Below are 16,128 nucleotides of genomic sequence, written 5' to 3'. Positions count from 1 at the left end.
CTTGGATCCAGAGACTTCTGCTGCGTAAGGTGACAATCTGTTCGTGTCACAACCGTCGACGATGAGGAGAAGATAAGCGGCCGACTCGCCTATTATTGCCAGTTTTGCTGGCCCGGACATCTGTTTATTCATCTAGGAAAAATATATTTGTGTATCAATATATTGACGACACCCGCATACCTGGCACAGAAACGGCTAAAGCGGACGCTTCACTTTGAACATTTCACGCCCCAGTTGGCCTGTTACCGGTAAAAACCGCCGTCTTTTTCCTCAAAAGCAAAATAAGATTGGGCTATGTGGGGTTGTTTTTTCATCCCGCGTCAAAACGCCTTGCGATACATCACAAAACCGGGACGCTCCGCCACCTTGTCGTACAGCCGCATGGCGATCTGGTTGGTTTCGTGGGTATTCCAATACACACGCGGCAACCCCAACTGCTGCGCACGCTCGTAAACCGCCGCGATCAGCGCCCTCGCCACCCCTTTGCCGCGCACCGCCTCTGCGGTGAACAGATCCTGCAGATAGCAGTTGGGCTGCAGCTGAATGGTGCTGCGGTGCAGAAGATAGTGCGTTAATCCAACGACCTGCCCCTGATGCTCGGCGACCAGAGCGTACATCGGTTCATAGGCGTCGAAAAAACGCCGCCAGGTGGTCTGTGTCACCTCATCCGGCAGCGCCGTTGCCCCCTCCCGGCCGTAAAAGGCGTTATACCCTTGCCACAGTGCCAGCCAGGCGGCGTAATCCCGTTGTTCCAACGATCTGACCACGATGCTTTCGCTCATGATGTCCTCTTCGATGATGCCAAAATGCCCCGCCTCCAGCATAGAACAACGAGCGTCAACGCGCAGGCGGCGGCATCACACCGGCGAGAAAATCCAGCAGCGCGCGGTTGAACAACGCCGGCCGCTGCAGCGGCGCGAAGTGGCTGCCCCCCGGCAGCGTCACCAGACGAACGCCGGGGATGCGGTGGCTCAGGTAAGCGGCGCGCCCTGCGCGGCAAAGCGGGTCAAATCGTCGTCGATTTGCATCTTTCTCCCCTCATTCGCCGAGGTTGAGCATCAATACGGCATCCAGGGAGTATAGTTCGCAGCGGCAAGCGGTGCCGTTCGCTTTCCCGGCATATACTTAAAGGAGGAATCGCAATGGAGGACGGTGAGATGAAGAAGATAATTCTCGTGTTTTTGACGTTGATGCTGAGCGGTTGTATCGGCGGAGGCGGCGGCCCATCGAATGCGCCTTCGGCATCGCCAAATGAACCTTACACCTGCACCAAATCCAGCGCCAACAGCGACTGCTCGCAATCGGTGGAACCATCGATGTACTAGCCGCGCTCGGCGGGCCGTCGCTTAACGGCCCGCCGCCTCAAACCGGCACTAGGAGGAGTGCTCCTCTTCATTGGCCTGATATCGCGTCGCCTGCTGCTTCATAAATACCACTTCCTGCGGGCTGGACAGGCTCACTTCCTGCGCGCGCAGCAGCTTGAGGATATTGAACAGCAGTTCGCTCTTGGTGGCGCCGACCATGCGCGGGCTCGGCACATAGCCGGTCACGCTCAGGATAATGCCGTCCGGCCCCAGTTGGCTGAAGCGCACGTAAGGCGCCGGCGTGTCCAGAATGGTTTCGTACTCGTTATAGGCGCTGAGCAAGATATTGCGCACCTGCTCCGGATCGATCGAGGTCGGGAACGTCAACGCGATGGTCACCACGCCTTGCGCGTTGCCCATGGTGGCGTTACGCACGTTCTGAGAGATCAGCTGCGAGTTCGGTACGATCATGGTGGAACGGTCGCTGAGCTGGATTTCGGTAGCGCGCACGTTGATGCGCCGCACGTCGCCCTCCACGCCGCCGATGCCGATCATATCCCCGACCTTCACCGGGCGTTCGGTCAGCAGGATCAGGCCGGAAATAAAGTTCTTCACAATCTCCTGCAAACCGAAACCGATACCGACCGACAGGGCGCTGACGATCCACGCCAGGTTGCTCCACTGGATGCCCAGCGCCGCCAGGGTGATCAGAATCACCAGCACATAGCCGATATTGCTGAACAGCGTCACCAGCGAGGCGCGGATGCCGACGTCCGAAATGGTCTTCGGCAACAGCTCAGAGCCAAGCCAGCGCCGTACCGCACGCAGGATGTAGATGCCGATCGCCAGGCAGATCACGGCGTTGAGCAGGTTGCCGGGCACGATGTTGAAACGCTGCAGCCCTTCGCCGGTCAGGATGGAGACGATTTTCTCCATCAGCGAGCCCGGCGTGGTGCTGCCGAACGAGCCGTTGAACAACGCGATAATCATCAACAGCAACAGTGAACATTTGGCCAGCGCGGTGGTGATGATCGACATCTGCTCCAGATGGCGATCCTTGAAGCTGAGCGTTTTCTTCAGCATCTTGCCGCTGACGGTCTGCGGCGAAAACAGCGCGGCGCACAGGTCGGTGGCGAACAGCACCATGAAGTAGAACGCCATCAGCACCAGCACCACCCAGATCAGCTGGTAGGTCAGGAAACGGGCGAAGGCGATGTAGCCGATAAGCAGGGAAAGCAGGATCACCACCGAACACACCAGGGTGACGATGTGCACCAGCCCGCCGACCAGCGTGCGTTTTTCCAGGTGCGCGCCCTGCTGCTCCAGACGGCGACGAATGCGCTGGCCGCGCAGCGGCGCCGCCAGCAGCACCATGCCGATCAGCCCCGCCACCAGGCCATTGCCGAAGATGGTGGTGGCCAATGAGGCGCTGACGACGTTGTTGATCAGCTCCACGGTGCCGAACGCCAGCGCCAGACCGGCCAGCAGCGGCGAGAAGTAACGCAGCCCGGCGGCCACTTCATTGTCCAGCGAAGCCAGACGCCACGACGGGCGATTCAGCGACAGCGCCGCACGCCCCAACCCGGCGATCAGCGCGCAGAAAATCCCCAGACGGTTAAAGCCTTCGGCGAAGTCTTCCAGCATCACCGGCAGCGGCTGCACGCGGATAAAGACGTAATACAGCAGGTTCAGCGCAATCGAGGTGGTGATCACCGTCACCGCCACGGTGATGATGGCCATAAAGCTGCGGCGCAGGCGCCCGTCCGGCAGGAAGCGAATGCTGATCCAGGCGAGGAAACGCTCGGACAAATAGCGCCCCCAGGACCAGACGATCACCGCCAGCGCCAGCAACGCCAGCGTGCCGTACCGCCATTCGTCCTGCCAACTGGCGTCCCAGGCCGCTTTCATCTCGGCGTTGAACTGGTCCAGCCGCTGCACGTCATCCGCTGACGGCTGCACCACCGGCGTCCAGAATTTGACGCCCAAAATGCTGCCGGTGTTCAGCGCCAGCTGGGTTTTGAACGCCACCCGACGCAGATCGCTGATCTGCTGGCCCAGATCGAAGGCGCTGGTCTTGATGGCCTGCGCGCGTTTTACCGCATCGTCCAACTGCTTCTTGCTGCTGTTCAGCGCATTGCGCTGCTGGGCGACGGCCGGGGTTTCCGGCAGCGCGCCGGCCGCCGGGGCCGGCCCCAGCACGTCCAGCTGCGCCTGCAGTTTTTCCTGCACCGGCTGCAGATCGGCGGACAATTTATCCATGCTGGCGACCAGATCGTCCGTCGCCAACCGCAGCTTGCTGAGCTGGGTGTCGGTCGTCGCTTTGGAAACCAGCTGCTTCATGCTGTCCAACTGCTTTTGCGCGGCTTTCAGCTGCGTAGCGGGATCGGGCGCGCTTTCGGCGGCGGGATCATCCTGGGTGGCGGCGACGGCGGCGAACGGCGTCAGTTGCATACCCAACAGCAATAATAACAACAGCAGGAACGGGCGAGGCTTTAACATAAATTCAGTGCTCAGCATCATTATCTGATAGACAGACGAACAGGCGGCGGATGAACCGTCGCTTAACCATAAACGCTAATTATAATAGCTGCTTAATGTCGGCCGAAATACAGTAATTATTCCCATTGTGTGCCACGCGCCCGCGCTCGCCTTAGCTTGCTGATAATTCAGGCGCTTTTACACTGGCGATACGGCATGAAGCGCTCTATAATCCAGCCACCGATTAACCTGCAACCAATAAAAGGAGACTTACTATGCTGACGTGTGAATTGGTTTTTCACTCACACTTCTTTGGTAATCGTCGCCGCTCAAGCATTACCGGTATCGCGCTGCGATAACCCAGCTTGAGCGAAGCTTACTAAATCCAGGATCTTCCCTCCGGCTTACCGGGTTGTCGTCAGCAATATTTGACGATAGGCATTGTCATGCCTGTAACTCTTGAGTAAGCAATGAGCACATTACTGTCTGCACAATCTGTCGGTTACGACAACGCGTTCGGCGTCCTGCTGAGCGAGATTTCCTTCAGCCTGAAAAAAGGCGACCGCATCGGTTTGATCGGCGATAACGGCTGCGGCAAAAGCACCCTGCTGCAAATTCTCAGCGGCGACCTGCCTGCGCACACCGGAACGGTGACATTGTCACATCAATGTCTGATGGCGCGCATTGAGCAGCATCTGCCGCCGGAGCTGCACGCCAATACCCTGCTGGATGCGGTTCTGGCGCGGCTCCCTGCGGGCCAACACCTCAGCGAACGCTGGCGCTGCGAAGCGCTACTGGCCGAGCTGGGGTTTGAACCAGAGAGCTGGACGTTGACCGCCGGCACCCTCAGCGGCGGCCAGCATACGCGGCTGCTGTTGGCGCGCGCGCTGATCCGCCAACCCGATCTGCTGCTGCTCGACGAACCCAGCAACCACCTGGACCTGCCCACGCTGCTGTGGCTGGAACAGTTCTTGCGTAACTGGACCGGCAGCTTCGTGCTGGTGTCGCACGATCGCTACCTGCTCGACCAGGTAACCAACTGCACCTGGATCCTGCGCGACAAAACGCTGCAGTTCTTCCGTTTGCCCTGCTCTGCGGCGCGCACCGCGCTGGCGGAACAGGACGCCGCGGACGAACAGCGGCGCCACGCTGAGCAAAAGGAAATCGACCGGGTGGAAAAAAGCGCCAAGCGCCTGGCGACCTGGGGCAAGGTCTACGACAACGAAGATCTGGCGCGCAAGGCCAAGCAAATGGAGAAGCGCGTCGATCGGTTGAAGGAAGAACAGACCACCCTGACCGCCGGCAGCCCGTGGCGGCTGCGGCTGCAGGGAGAAGCGCTGGACGCCGATCGCCTGCTGGCGCTGCCGCACTGGGCGGTGCGCCCGGCGCCGGATGCGCCGGTGCTGTTCAGCCTGGAACATCTGCGCGTGAAAAGCGGCGATCGCATCGCCATCGTCGGGCGCAACGGCTGCGGCAAATCGTCGCTGCTGCGCCTGCTGTGGCGCGAGTATCAGCAACAAACGCAGCGCCCGGCGCTGTTCCATCCGCGCGTGCGCATCGGCTATTACGATCAGAGCCTGCAACAGCTACGCGATGAAGACACGTTGAGCGAAGCGCTGGCGCAGTTTGCGCCGCTGACCGAGGAACAGCGGAAAATGGCGCTGATCGGCGCCGGGTTCCCTTACCTGCGCCACCATCAGCAGATCCGTTCGCTGAGCGGCGGCGAGCGTTCGCGGTTGCTGTTTGTCGGCCTGACGCTGGCCAACCATTCGCTGCTGTTGCTTGACGAGCCCACCAACCACCTGGATATGGCCGGCAAAGAGGAGCTGGCGGAAACGCTGCGCCAATTCCCCGGCGCCGTCATGCTGGTCACCCACGATCGGATGCTGATCGAACAGAGCTGCAACCGCTTTTGGCTGATAGACCAGCAAAAACTGGAGGAGTGGCACGATCTCGCGCCGGTGTACCAGCGCCTGGCGGGTGAAACGCCGGCTCTGCCGACGGCGCACGAGGCCAACGCAGACGCCCCGACGCCAAACCCGCAGTTGGAAGGCGAAGAGGCGTTGCTGACCGCCCTGTTTGCCCTCGAAAGCAAACTGGAGGCCGACCTGGCGCGTAAACCGAAGCATCAAAAACCGGAGCTTCAGGCGCGTTGGCGCCGCGAGATTGCCGACATCACCGCCCGGTTGCATCTGGGCTAATCCCACAGGCCGCCCGGCGGCCTGTCAGGCTATTGACAAAGAGGGGAAAAAGCGTGGTTTTTCCCCTCTTTGTGGCGATCAGCCGAAAATCAATAAATTGATTTTCCTTGTTTTTTATTCGGTGCTCTCTGCCAACCCGGCAAGGGTATAAAGGCCGCCCGGCGGCCTGTTTTTTCCTCTTTGCAAAAACCGCGTGCCGCCGCCGGCTTGAGGCGCGACACGCTGCGCTTTTGTTATCCGCAGCGCTGAGCGACACATTACTTTCATCATTCTCTGGCAGGCTACTGCCATTCTTTTTTTCGTTATCAGGCACTCCATGACATCACTCTCTCCACGGGACATCGAGGCGCGCTACCGCTTCGCGCGTGAGATCGCCCGCGCCGCCGCCGATCTCGCCTTCAGCTTTTACCAACGCCGGCAAAGTCTGGCCGTCGAGTTTAAACAGGGCCTGCAGGACGTGGTCAGCGAGGCCGACCGCCGCGTCGAGGCGCTGATCCGCCGCATGATTAACCGGCGCTTTCCCCTGGATGGGTTTCTCGGCGAAGAGAGCGGCGGCAGCGGCGATAACGCCGCCTGCCTTTGGGTCGTCGATCCGATCGACGGCACCGCCTGCTTCCTGAACGGGCTGCATACCTGGTGTATCGCGATAGGCGTGGTGATCGACGGTGAGCCAGCGATCGGCGTGGTCTACGATCCCAACCACCGCGAGATGTTCCGCGCCTGCCGCGGCCAAGGCGCTTTCCTCAACGGGGAACCGATCGGCGTGCATGCCGGGCGCAGCGTCGCGGATGGCGTGATGGGCGTCGGGATATCACCGCGCGCCTCGGCGGCGGAATTCAGCGGTTTTCTCTGTCGCCTGCTGCAGGCGGGCGGCATGTTCGTGCGCAGCGGCTCCGGCGCGTTGATGACCGCCCAGGTGGCCGCCGGGCGCCTGCTAGGCTATTACGAACCGCATATGAACGCCTGGGACAGCCTGCCTGGGCTGGTGCTGACGCGCGAAGCCGGCGGCGTGGCGAATGACTTTATGCACCACAACGGGCTGCAACGCGGCAACCCGCTGCTACTGGCCAACGCGGCGCTCTATCCGCAATTGGCCGAGCTGATTCAAACGCCGGGCTTGATCGGCTCGACGTGCCCTATCGCGCGTGAGATGGCCGGATAAAGCGCGCGCAGCCGCCGCTCGACCCGATCGACCGCATCGTGCGCGGCGGCGATGGTTACCGCCGGCGACACCCGGCAGTGGAAGTTGACGATGATGCCGCCGTCGGTTCTGCGCGCCCGGATGTTGTGCACGTCTTGCACCTTATCCCCCTGCTCCAGCGCCGACTGCAAAATCAGCCGGATATCGGCCAGCTCGGCGGCGGAAACATCCTCGCTGGCCAGCCAGTGCGGCGTCTGCGGCTCCAGATGGGTCTCTATCTCGGTGTCCTCGCCGATCGCCTGACGCAGGATCCCTTCTATCTCCGTGGCGATATCATGCGCCTGCGCCACGCTGGCGTTGGCCGGCACAGCCAAATCCATGCCGATCGCCATGCGCGTCGGCAACTGCTGCAAGGTGACGTTCTGCACCTGCGCGCCGTGATTGGCGGCGATCGCCCGAATGCGCGTCGCCATGTCTTCGTCGCTGCGGGTCTGCGGCACCGCGATGACGGTAAACTCCGCCTTGGCATACTGCTCCCGCAGTCGTTCGACGATTTCTCGCTTGAGCGCATCGATGCGCTCCAGCGGCAAGGTGCGGCACACCGCCACCGTGATCTCGACAAAAAGTACGGCGCCGGCGTTGCGAATACGCACGCTGTCGCAGGCCAGCACCGCCGGGAAGCTGTCCAGCGTGGCGCGAATCGCCTCGGTGGCTCCGGCCGGCGCGGCATCCATCAGCGAGTCGAAGGAGCGTTTACCCAGTTTGATTGCCGCGACAAAGATAAAACCGGCGACGATCAGCGCGGCGATGGCGTCCGCACGGCCAAAGCCCAGCAGCACAAACACCATGCCCAGCAGCACCACGCCGGACGAAAGCATGTCGGAGAAGAAATGCAGCGCATCCGCTTCCAGCGCCGCGCTGTCGGTCGCCCTGGCGACGCGGTTGAGCGCCCGCACGCGGAAAAAATCGACGCAGATGGAAATCAGCAGCACCGCGATCACCACCGGCGCCGCGACGATCTCATGCGGCTGCCCAAGCAGGCTGCTGCCCGCCTCGTAGACGATCCAACCGGCGGCGCCGAGCAACAGCAACACCTCGAACAGCGCCGCCAGGTTTTCCACCTTGCCGTGGCCGAAGTGGTGATCGTCATCGGCGGGTTTATCGCTGATGCGCACCGCCAGCCAGGTGATGCTGGTGGCGATAAAATCGGTGAAAGAGTGGATCCCTTCGGATATCAGGCCAATACTGCCGGTAAAAATGCCGGCGACGAATTTGCCCGTGGCCAGCAACCCGCTGGCGATCATCGAGTTTCTGGCCACGGCCTGTTTTTCATTTTGCATGATGCTGCTCACATTCGGACGGTGATTTATTTTTTTACTTTAGAGGATAATTGCCAGACAAAGGCGATCAGCAGCATACTGCCAGAGAAAGTCAGCATGAGGCTAGTAAGAAAATTGGATTTTCCGGTGGAATAAAAATAAATCTCATTCACCCCCACCGAAATCATTAAAATGGCGTAGAGCAATCCCAGAATAAGAATCGTCATTATTATCAACTCCCGTATCAGGCCGCGCGTTCAGCGCGCCGCTAAATCCTCCCCATAATAAATAGCGATCACGGGGAGGATGCATCTAGGCGGATCTTTAGCGTTCATTAATCATCCCATTTGGTGCTCATATAGGCCGCCAACAGGCCCAACGAGCTGATCATTGCCAGGAACCCCATAAAAATAGTCATGTTTCCCATTATTTTGTCCTCAGGTTAAATGTTATCGATAAAATCCCCTTGCGTTAAATATCGGGGTTGGTCGGCATCCATGGTTTTTAACGTCCTCCTCAGGCTTGTCACATTTCCGCCCTTTACGGGCGGAGCGGTTTAAATACCCAAAACGTGTTGGGCGATTTTGAAATAAATAATCAGGCCGGTGCCATCGATAAAGGTGGCGATAAACGGCGCCGACACCACGGCAGGATCGATGCCGAGACGTTTCAGCAGCATCGGGATGATCGACGAAACAATGGCGCTCCACACGGTGATCGCCACCAGCGACAGGCTGACCACCAGCGTCACCTCCATGCCGACGCCCATGATCCAGGCGCGCACCCAGGCCGCCAGACCGATGGTGACGGCGATCAGCAGCGAGGTCGTGACCTCCTTGCGGATCACCGCGCCCAGGTTGCGCAGGCTGACCTCGCCCAGCGCCATGGCGCGCACCAGCGTCGAGGTGATCTGGGTGCCGCTGTTGCCGCCGGTGCCGATCAGCAACGGGATGAAGAACGCCAGCGCAATCGCCGCTTCGAGCTGATCTTCAAACGCTTTCAGCACGTTGCCGGTGTAGGCTTCAGCGACGAACAACATTAGCAGCCACACCGAGCGTTTGCGCCACAGCGCCCACGGGCTGGTCTCCAGATAAGGCTTGTCCAGCGGCAGGCTCGCGCCCTGGCGTTGTGCATCCTCGGTGTTTTCATCCTCGACCAGCCGGGCGATCTCACGCTCGCCCAGTACGCCGACCAGCGTGTTATTGGCCACCACCGGCACCACGTCCAAACCGCCTTTGCCCAGCAGATGCGCCACGTCGTTACGGTCATCGTCGGGTGAAACCTGGAAATAGCTGTAATCCATCATTACACCGACGGCTTTATCCTGTTCTTCGCACTGCAACAGTTTTTTCACCGACAGTGTGCCGCGCAGATGATAATCGTCCGCGGTAATAAATACCCGGCTGGGAATTTCGTCCGTTTTGAGCTGTGAAAGTAAATATTCCCGGGCATGATTGACCGTCATCGTTGCGGGAACGGTAATAAAATCGGCGTTCATATAACCGGCGACCGAAGTCTCGTCGAGAGTTTCAGTCGCGTTCAGCGCCGGAGAAGAAGAGTGTTGATGTGACTTGATCATTTTGTCAGTCCCTATTTCTGTTGTGAACTTCAACAGCGAATCGCATAGGGGCGTAACCACAGAGGGAGTGCAGACTGCCTATCTCCGCGTCCAGGTTTTAGCACTATACAACGTATCCGAGTTGTTGCTCGGAAGTTACTTTGGGCTGAACCTTAATCCGATAAAGCCTGTCTTAACCTTGGGCATCTCTCGATGTCGTCAGATCAGTAACCTGTGTTTGTATAGGAGCCTCGCCAAACGAGATACTGCATATAAACTACCGGCGCAGTATAGGCGTTGTTTTATCCGGCGGGAAGAAAAGATTGCCCGTCGTTTATGGAGTATTTAGGATAATGTTAATTAAACGGCCATTTATAAAAACGGCTGATATAAATCAGCCGTTTTTTATTTTTCAGTGTTCGAGAATGTAGACGTTTTTATCGTATAAGGCGCCCTGACGAGTAAAGTCGATCCCCTTCACGTAAGGTTTGATGAGCGTGGCGTTGGCTTCGTAGTAAACCGGCGCGACCGGCGTATCGACGGCCAGCACCGCCTCGGCCTGCTGGAAATACTGCTGCACCTGCTGCGGTGTCGGCGCCGCCGTCGCCTGATGCAGAATGCGATCGTACTCCGGATTGCGGTATTTGGGGCTGTTCTCGCTGCTGTCGGAACGGAACACGTTCAGGAAAGTAGACGGATCGTTGTAATCCGCCAGCCAGCGAGTAAAGGCCACGCCGTACTGCCCGCGGTTGATATTGTCCAGCGTGACTTTGCGCTCCTGGCTTTGCAAGGTGGCCTCTGCGCCGAGGTTCTTTTTCCACATGGCGGCGGCGGCGATGACGATCTTCTTAATGGTGGCGTCATTGCTGTACAGCACGGTAAAGCGCAGCGGATGCTCGGCGTTGAAACCGGCCTGCGCCAGCAGTTGCTTCGCCTGGGCGTGGCGTTGTTCCGGCGTCAAACCGGCCGCGGCGCCGGGCTGCAGGCTATAACCGCCCGCCCCGGTTGGGGTAAAGGTCCAGGCCGGCTGCTGGCCGTATCCCAACACTTTGCCGGCGATAATCTCTTTGTCCAGCGCCAGGTTCAGCGCCTGGCGCACCCGCACGTCGTTAAACGGCGCCTGGCGGTTGTTGAAGGCGAAATAGCTGGTGGAGAGCAGCGGATAGGTCACCAGCTGTTGCTCGCCGAGCGTTTTTTTCAGCTGCTGATACAGCTCCGGCGGCGTGGTATACCCCAATTCAACCTCACCGGCGCGAAAACGCGCCACTTCCGGGAAGCCCTGGATCGGCAAGAAGATGACCTTGTTGAGCACGGTATTGGCGTTATCCCAATACTGCGGGTTACGTTCCACCACCACCTTTTCGTTCACCACCCACTGGCTGAGGCGGAACGCCCCGTTGCCGACAAAGTGCGCCGGCTGCGTCCAGTTTTTGCCGTACTGCTCCACCACCTTGCGGTTAACCGGCAAAACCGGGAAATGCACCAGTTGCTTGAGCAGATAGGAATTAGGCTCCGACAGCGTCACCTGCAGAGTGTGCGCATCCAGCGCCTTGACGCCCAGCTCGCTCGGCGATTTGCTGCCGGCGTTGATCGCCGCCGCATTCAGCACGTAGGCCGAAGCCAGATAGCTGCCGTACGGCGAGGCGGTTTTCGGATCGGTGAGGCGCCGCCAGCTGTATACAAAATCGTCGGCGGTCACCGGATCGCCGTTCGACCATTTGGCCTGCGGCCGCAGATGGAAAGTCCAGACGTTGCCCTGATGCTCCCACGTCTGCGCCAGTGCCGGGATCACTTCACCGTCTTTTCCGACGCGCAGCAAGCCTTCGAACAGATCGTTGAAGATGTAGAACTCCACATTGCTTTCGGCCAGGTTTGGATCCAGCGTCGCCGGTTCATACCCGTTGGCGCGCACCAGTTCTTGCACCGCCGCCAGTTTAACGCCTGCCGGCACCTCTGCGGCATGGGCAGCCGTAGCATTAAAAGCCAGGAGGATTAAACCAGCCAGTTTCTTGCCATTAAATGAATATTTCACGTCGATATCCCTGATTAGTGTTTTATCGCGTTTAATATGCAATGAGACAGTGGAATAAATTAAATCATTAATCGCTATGAGTCATAACCAAAAGCGGTGTTGAATTTCTTTCATTATCAAAGAAGTACTGGCGACAGAACGATGAAAGACACGAGGATAAACGCGGAGACCGGCATTGCCGTCAGGAACGCCGTGAACCGGCGGTGACATAAATTCAGGCAATCAATACAAGATTATTCCAGCCGAAGCTTAACTTATCCTTAGGGCAATTCATTTTGTGAGCGATCGTCAAAAATAATTTAATACGAATCGTTTTCACTATCATTATTGATGTTCTTGGCTAAAATCGGCCTGCTTGCGCTCGCCAGGCGATATTCGTTTTCTTCATTCGAACGCTAAAAAGGATAACTGCATGAAGCTGCGTATTTCATCTCTCGGCCCCGTCGCCCTGCTCGCCTCCTCGATGATGCTGGCCTTTGGCGCTCAGGCGGCCTCCGCCGACCAGGGCATCGTTATTTATAACGCCCAGCATGAAAATCTGGTGAAATCCTGGGTCGACGGATTTACCAAAGACACCGGCATCAAGGTGACGCTGCGCAACGGCGGCGACAGCGAACTGGGCAACCAACTGGTACAGGAAGGCAGCGCTTCACCTGCCGACGTGTTTCTGACGGAAAACTCCCCGGCGATGGTGTTGGTGGATAACGCCAAGCTGTTCGCCCCGCTGGACGCCGCCACGCTGGCCCAGGTGGAACCACAATATCGCCCAAGCCACGGCCGCTGGATCGGCATCGCCGCCCGCTCTACCGTGTTTGTTTATAACCCGGCCAAACTGAGCGACGCGCAGCTGCCGAAGTCACTGCTGGATCTGGCCAAGCCGGAATGGAAAGGCCGCTGGGCCGCTTCGCCGTCGGGCGCCGATTTCCAGGCGATCGTCAGCGCGCTGCTGGAGCTGAAAGGCGAGAAAGCCACGCTGGACTGGCTGAAAGCGATGAAAACCAACTTTACCGCCTATAAAGGCAACAGCACGGTGATGAAAGCGGTCAATGCCGGCCAGATCGACAGCGGCGTGATCTATCACTACTACCCGTTCGTGGATGGCGCGAAAACCGGCGAGAACAGCAACAACATCAAGCTGTATTACTTCAAACATCAGGATCCGGGCGCCTTCGTCAGCATCTCCGGCGGCGGCGTGCTGGCTTCCAGCAAGCATCAGCAGCAGGCGCAGGCGTTCATCAAGTGGATCACCGGCAAACAGGGCCAGGAGATCTTGCGCACCAACAACGCCTTCGAATACGCCGTCGGCGTCGGTGCGGCCTCTAACCCGAAACTGGTGCCGCTGAAAGATCTGGACGCGCCGAAGGTAGACGCCGCGCAGTTGAACAGTAAGAAAGTTGTCGAACTGATGACCGAGGCGGGCCTGCTGTAAGGCCCGCCGGCAAACCGAGAGTTTTTGATCGTTATGTCAAACCTGAGTACCCACGCCGCGCAGACCGCGCGGCGTTATTCCGCTATCCCCCGTCACCCGCGGCCAGCGGCGATCGTGGTGGTCAGCGCCGTGTTGCTGTCGCTGCTGGCGCTGTTGCCGCTGGGATTCGTTATCGGCGTGGCGGTTGAAACCGGCTGGCAAACGGTCAAAGCACTGGTTTTCCGCCCACGCGTGGCGGAGCTGCTGTTGAATACTTTGTTGTTGGTGGTGCTGACGCTGCCGATTTGCGCCGTGCTGGGCGTGGCCCTGGCCTGGTTGACCGAACGCACCACGCTGCCGGGCCGCCGTCTCTGGGCGGTATTGGCGACCGCGCCGCTGGCGGTGCCGGCCTTCGTGCAAAGCTATGCCTGGATCAGCCTGGTGCCGTCGATGCACGGCCTGGGCGCCGGCGTTTTCATCTCGGTGCTCGCTTACTTCCCGTTTATCTACCTGCCGGCCGCCGCCGTGCTGCGCCGCCTGGATCCCGGTATCGAAGACGTCGCCACCTCACTCGGCTCCCGGCCGCCGGCGGTGTTTTTCCGCGTGGTATTGCCTCAACTGAAACTGGCGGTCTGGGGCGGCTCGCTGCTGATCGCGTTGCACTTGCTGGCGGAGTATGGCCTGTACGCCATGATCCGTTTCGATACCTTCACCACCGCGATCTTCGATCAGTTCCAGTCGACCTTCAACGGCCCGGCGGCCAACATGCTGGCCGGCGTGTTGGTGCTGTGCTGCCTGGGGCTGCTGTTGCTTGAGGCCATAAGCCGTGGCCGCGCACGCTATGCCCGCGTCGGTTCCGGCAGCGCACGCAGCCAAACGCCGCGCCGCCTTTCGCCGCCGCTCGCCGCGCTGGCGCTGCTGCTGCCGATCGCGCTGACCGCGCTGGCGTTGGGCGTGCCTTTCATCACCCTGGCCCGCTGGCTGTGGCTGGGCGGCCTCGACGTATGGCGCAACGCCGATCTGTGGCCCGCGCTGTGGCAAACGCTGTCGCTGTCCGCCGCCGGCGCGCTGCTGATCACCCTGTGCGCCATTCCGATGGCCTGGCTGTCGGTACGCTATCCGGCCCGGCTGTATCGGGTACTGGAAGGCTGCAACTACGTGACCAGCTCGCTGCCCGGCATCGTGGTGGCGCTGGCGCTGGTGACCATCACCATTCACAGCTTCCGGCCGATTTACCAGACCGAAATCACCCTGCTGCTGGCGTATCTGCTGATGTTTATGCCGCGAGCGTTGATCAACCTGCGCGCCGGCATCGCGCAGGCGCCGGTGGAGTTGGAAAACGTGGCGCGCAGCCTGGGCAAATCGCCAGCGCAGGCGCTGTGGAGCACCACGCTGCGGCTGGCGGCGCCGGGCGCCGCCGCGGGCGCTGCGCTGGTGTTCCTGGCGATCGCCAATGAATTGACCGCCACGTTGCTGCTGGCGCCGAACGGCACCCGCACGCTGGCCACCGGCTTCTGGGCGCTGACCAGCGAGATAGACTACGTCGCCGCCGCGCCTTATGCGCTAATTATGGTGGCGCTGTCGCTGCCGCTCACCTGGCTTCTTTATTCTCAATCTAAACGCACGGCGGGACTATGAGCACGCTCGAACTGCACGGTATCGGAAAATCTTACAACGCCATCAGAGTGCTGGAACATATTGACCTGCAGGTTACCGCCGGCAGCCGCACGGCGATCGTCGGCCCTTCCGGCTCCGGCAAAACCACTCTGCTGCGCATCATCGCCGGCTTTGAAATCCCCGACGGCGGCCAGATCCTGCTGCAGGGGCAAGCCATGGGCAACGGCGGCGGCTGGGTGCCTGCGCATCTGCGCGGCATCGGCTTCGTTCCGCAGGATGGCGCGCTGTTCCCGCACTTTACCGTCGCCGGCAACATCGGTTTTGGCCTCAAGGGCAGCAAACGCGAGAAACAGCATCGCATCGAGGCGTTAATGGAGATGGTGGCGCTGGATCGCCGTCTGGCGGCCCTGTGGCCGCATGAACTGTCCGGCGGGCAGCAGCAGCGGGTCGCGCTGGCGCGCGCTCTGTCGCAGCAACCCCGGCTGATGCTGCTGGACGAGCCGTTCTCGGCGCTGGATACCGGCCTGCGCGCCGCCACCCGAAAAGCGGTGGCCGAACTGCTGACGGAGGCCAAAGTAGCGTCGATCCTGGTCACCCACGATCAGAGCGAGGCGCTGTCGTTCGCCGATCAGGTGGCGGTGATGCGCAATGGCCGGCTGGCGCAGGTGGGCGCGCCGCAGGATCTTTATCTGCGCCCGGTCGATGAACCGACCGCCAGCTTCCTTGGCGAAACGCTGGTGTTGACCGCCGAACTGGCGCACGGCTGGGCCGACTGCGCACTGGGGCGCATCGCCGTCGACGATCGCCAACGCAACGGCCCGGCGCGCATCATGCTGCGCCCGGAGCAGATTCAAATCGGCTTGTCAGATCCGGCGCAGCGCGGCCAGGCGGTGATCACCGGCATCGATTTCGCCGGCTTCGTCTCTACGCTCAACCTGCGGATGGTCGCCGGCGGCGCGCAAATCGAGATCAAAACCGTCAGCCGCGAAGGCCTGCAGCCCGGTTCTCAGGTCACTCTCAACGTAATGGGCCAGGCGCATATTTTCGCCGGCTGACTCACTTAAGGCCGG

At 60.1% G+C, this 16,128-nt stretch carries 14 protein-coding genes and 1 riboswitch; of the genes, 6 read left to right on the top strand and 8 right to left on the bottom strand.

The genetic code is table 11. The annotated features are described in order from the left end of the window. Window positions 1-320: 320 nt before the first annotated feature. Together ACOWVD_RS04135 and ACOWVD_RS04130 are read right to left on the bottom strand one after the other, a co-directional pair. Window positions 321-782, bottom strand: a complete 462-nt coding sequence (locus ACOWVD_RS04135; RefSeq protein ID WP_041922341.1) for a GNAT family N-acetyltransferase — start codon at window positions 780-782, stop codon at window positions 321-323. Window positions 783-837: 55 nt separating this feature from the next. Then, on the bottom strand, window positions 838-945 hold the full coding sequence (locus ACOWVD_RS04130; protein ID WP_370531148.1) for an alpha/beta fold hydrolase: 108 nt from the start codon (window positions 943-945) through the stop codon (window positions 838-840). A gap of 197 nt (window positions 946-1,142) precedes the next feature. Between ACOWVD_RS04130 and ACOWVD_RS04125 the strand changes: the two genes are divergently transcribed. Beyond that, window positions 1,143-1,325 (top strand): hypothetical protein, encoded by a 183-nt coding sequence (locus ACOWVD_RS04125; protein ID WP_004938091.1) that lies wholly within the window; start codon window positions 1,143-1,145, stop codon window positions 1,323-1,325. A 48-nt stretch (window positions 1,326-1,373) separates the two neighbouring features. Here the strand turns inward: ACOWVD_RS04125 and ACOWVD_RS04120 are convergent, their stop codons facing one another. After that, on the bottom strand, window positions 1,374-3,803 hold the full coding sequence (locus tag ACOWVD_RS04120; RefSeq protein ID WP_170310334.1) for a DUF3772 domain-containing protein: 2,430 nt from the start codon (window positions 3,801-3,803) through the stop codon (window positions 1,374-1,376). A 449-nt stretch (window positions 3,804-4,252) separates the two neighbouring features. On the opposite strand from ACOWVD_RS04120, the gene ACOWVD_RS04115 reads away from it, so the two are divergent. Continuing rightward, window positions 4,253-5,983: an ABC-F family ATP-binding cassette domain-containing protein gene (locus tag ACOWVD_RS04115; RefSeq protein ID WP_197799164.1), complete on the top strand. Its 1,731-nt coding sequence runs from the start codon at window positions 4,253-4,255 to the stop codon at window positions 5,981-5,983. Window positions 5,984-6,299: 316 nt separating this feature from the next. Further along, on the top strand, window positions 6,300-7,145 hold the full coding sequence (locus ACOWVD_RS04110) for an inositol monophosphatase family protein (RefSeq protein WP_049240941.1): 846 nt from the start codon (window positions 6,300-6,302) through the stop codon (window positions 7,143-7,145). On the opposite strand, the gene ACOWVD_RS04105 is transcribed toward ACOWVD_RS04110, so the two are convergent. The 5 genes from ACOWVD_RS04105 to ACOWVD_RS04085 form a co-directional block, all read right to left on the bottom strand. After that, complete coding sequence (locus ACOWVD_RS04105; RefSeq protein ID WP_049299315.1) at window positions 7,088-8,464, bottom strand: cation diffusion facilitator family transporter; 1,377 nt, start codon at window positions 8,462-8,464, stop codon at window positions 7,088-7,090. The genes ACOWVD_RS04110 and ACOWVD_RS04105 overlap by 58 nt on opposite strands. A gap of 26 nt (window positions 8,465-8,490) precedes the next feature. Next, window positions 8,491-8,670, bottom strand: a complete 180-nt coding sequence (locus ACOWVD_RS04100; RefSeq protein ID WP_004938106.1) for a hypothetical protein — start codon at window positions 8,668-8,670, stop codon at window positions 8,491-8,493. 107 nt (window positions 8,671-8,777) lie between these two features. Continuing rightward, window positions 8,778-8,861, bottom strand: a complete 84-nt coding sequence (mgtS, locus tag ACOWVD_RS04095) for a protein MgtS (protein ID WP_369803928.1) — start codon at window positions 8,859-8,861, stop codon at window positions 8,778-8,780. Window positions 8,862-8,999: 138 nt separating this feature from the next. Beyond that, a complete protein-coding gene (locus ACOWVD_RS04090; RefSeq protein WP_048323604.1) occupies window positions 9,000-10,022 on the bottom strand; it encodes a magnesium transporter in 1,023 nt (340 codons plus the stop codon). A 75-nt stretch (window positions 10,023-10,097) separates the two neighbouring features. Next, window positions 10,098-10,271: riboswitch (M-box (ykoK) riboswitch) on the bottom strand. A 142-nt stretch (window positions 10,272-10,413) separates the two neighbouring features. Beyond that, the gene (locus tag ACOWVD_RS04085; RefSeq protein ID WP_197799161.1) at window positions 10,414-12,033 is read right to left on the bottom strand and encodes an ABC transporter substrate-binding protein; all 1,620 of its coding nucleotides are present in this window, start codon (window positions 12,031-12,033) and stop codon (window positions 10,414-10,416) included. A gap of 412 nt (window positions 12,034-12,445) precedes the next feature. Between ACOWVD_RS04085 and ACOWVD_RS04080 the strand changes: the two genes are divergently transcribed. From ACOWVD_RS04080 to ACOWVD_RS04070, 3 genes are read left to right on the top strand one after another with little or no spacing between them, the layout of a single operon-like run. After that, on the top strand, window positions 12,446-13,462 hold the full coding sequence (locus ACOWVD_RS04080; RefSeq protein ID WP_004938115.1) for an iron ABC transporter substrate-binding protein: 1,017 nt from the start codon (window positions 12,446-12,448) through the stop codon (window positions 13,460-13,462). Window positions 13,463-13,495: 33 nt separating this feature from the next. Beyond that, a complete protein-coding gene (locus tag ACOWVD_RS04075; protein ID WP_197799160.1) occupies window positions 13,496-15,079 on the top strand; it encodes an ABC transporter permease subunit in 1,584 nt (527 codons plus the stop codon). Further along, complete coding sequence (locus ACOWVD_RS04070; protein ID WP_164094926.1) at window positions 15,076-16,113, top strand: ABC transporter ATP-binding protein; 1,038 nt, start codon at window positions 15,076-15,078, stop codon at window positions 16,111-16,113. Before ACOWVD_RS04075 ends, ACOWVD_RS04070 begins: the two co-directional genes overlap by 4 nt. The last annotated feature ends 15 nt before the right edge of the window (window positions 16,114-16,128 follow it).

This window comes from Serratia sp. SA088 (assembly GCF_049065515.1).
Taxonomy (GTDB): Bacteria; Pseudomonadota; Gammaproteobacteria; order Enterobacterales; family Enterobacteriaceae; genus Serratia; species Serratia nematodiphila.
The sequence above is the reverse complement of the archived record's forward strand: the minus strand, read 5'-3'. Positions and strand labels throughout refer to the sequence as shown.

Excerpts from the sequence above, each read along its gene's own strand:
- ACOWVD_RS04125 (WP_004938091.1), top strand. The coding sequence starts at position 1,143 with ATGGAGGACGGTGAGATGAAGAAGATAATTCTCGTGTTTTTGACGTTG.
- ACOWVD_RS04070 (WP_164094926.1), top strand. The coding sequence starts at position 15,076 with ATGAGCACGCTCGAACTGCACGGTATCGGAAAATCTTACAACGCCATC.
- ACOWVD_RS04100 (WP_004938106.1), bottom strand. The coding sequence starts at position 8,670 with ATGACGATTCTTATTCTGGGATTGCTCTACGCCATTTTAATGATTTCG.
- ACOWVD_RS04110 (WP_049240941.1), top strand. The coding sequence starts at position 6,300 with ATGACATCACTCTCTCCACGGGACATCGAGGCGCGCTACCGCTTCGCG.
- ACOWVD_RS04120 (WP_170310334.1), bottom strand. The coding sequence starts at position 3,803 with ATGTTAAAGCCTCGCCCGTTCCTGCTGTTGTTATTATTGCTGTTGGGT.
- ACOWVD_RS04115 (WP_197799164.1), top strand. The coding sequence starts at position 4,253 with ATGAGCACATTACTGTCTGCACAATCTGTCGGTTACGACAACGCGTTC.
- ACOWVD_RS04105 (WP_049299315.1), bottom strand. The coding sequence starts at position 8,464 with ATGCAAAATGAAAAACAGGCCGTGGCCAGAAACTCGATGATCGCCAGC.
- ACOWVD_RS04090 (WP_048323604.1), bottom strand. The coding sequence starts at position 10,022 with ATGATCAAGTCACATCAACACTCTTCTTCTCCGGCGCTGAACGCGACT.
- ACOWVD_RS04135 (WP_041922341.1), bottom strand. The coding sequence starts at position 782 with ATGAGCGAAAGCATCGTGGTCAGATCGTTGGAACAACGGGATTACGCC.
- ACOWVD_RS04080 (WP_004938115.1), top strand. The coding sequence starts at position 12,446 with ATGAAGCTGCGTATTTCATCTCTCGGCCCCGTCGCCCTGCTCGCCTCC.
- ACOWVD_RS04075 (WP_197799160.1), top strand. The coding sequence starts at position 13,496 with ATGTCAAACCTGAGTACCCACGCCGCGCAGACCGCGCGGCGTTATTCC.
- mgtS (WP_369803928.1), bottom strand. The coding sequence starts at position 8,861 with ATGACTATTTTTATGGGGTTCCTGGCAATGATCAGCTCGTTGGGCCTG.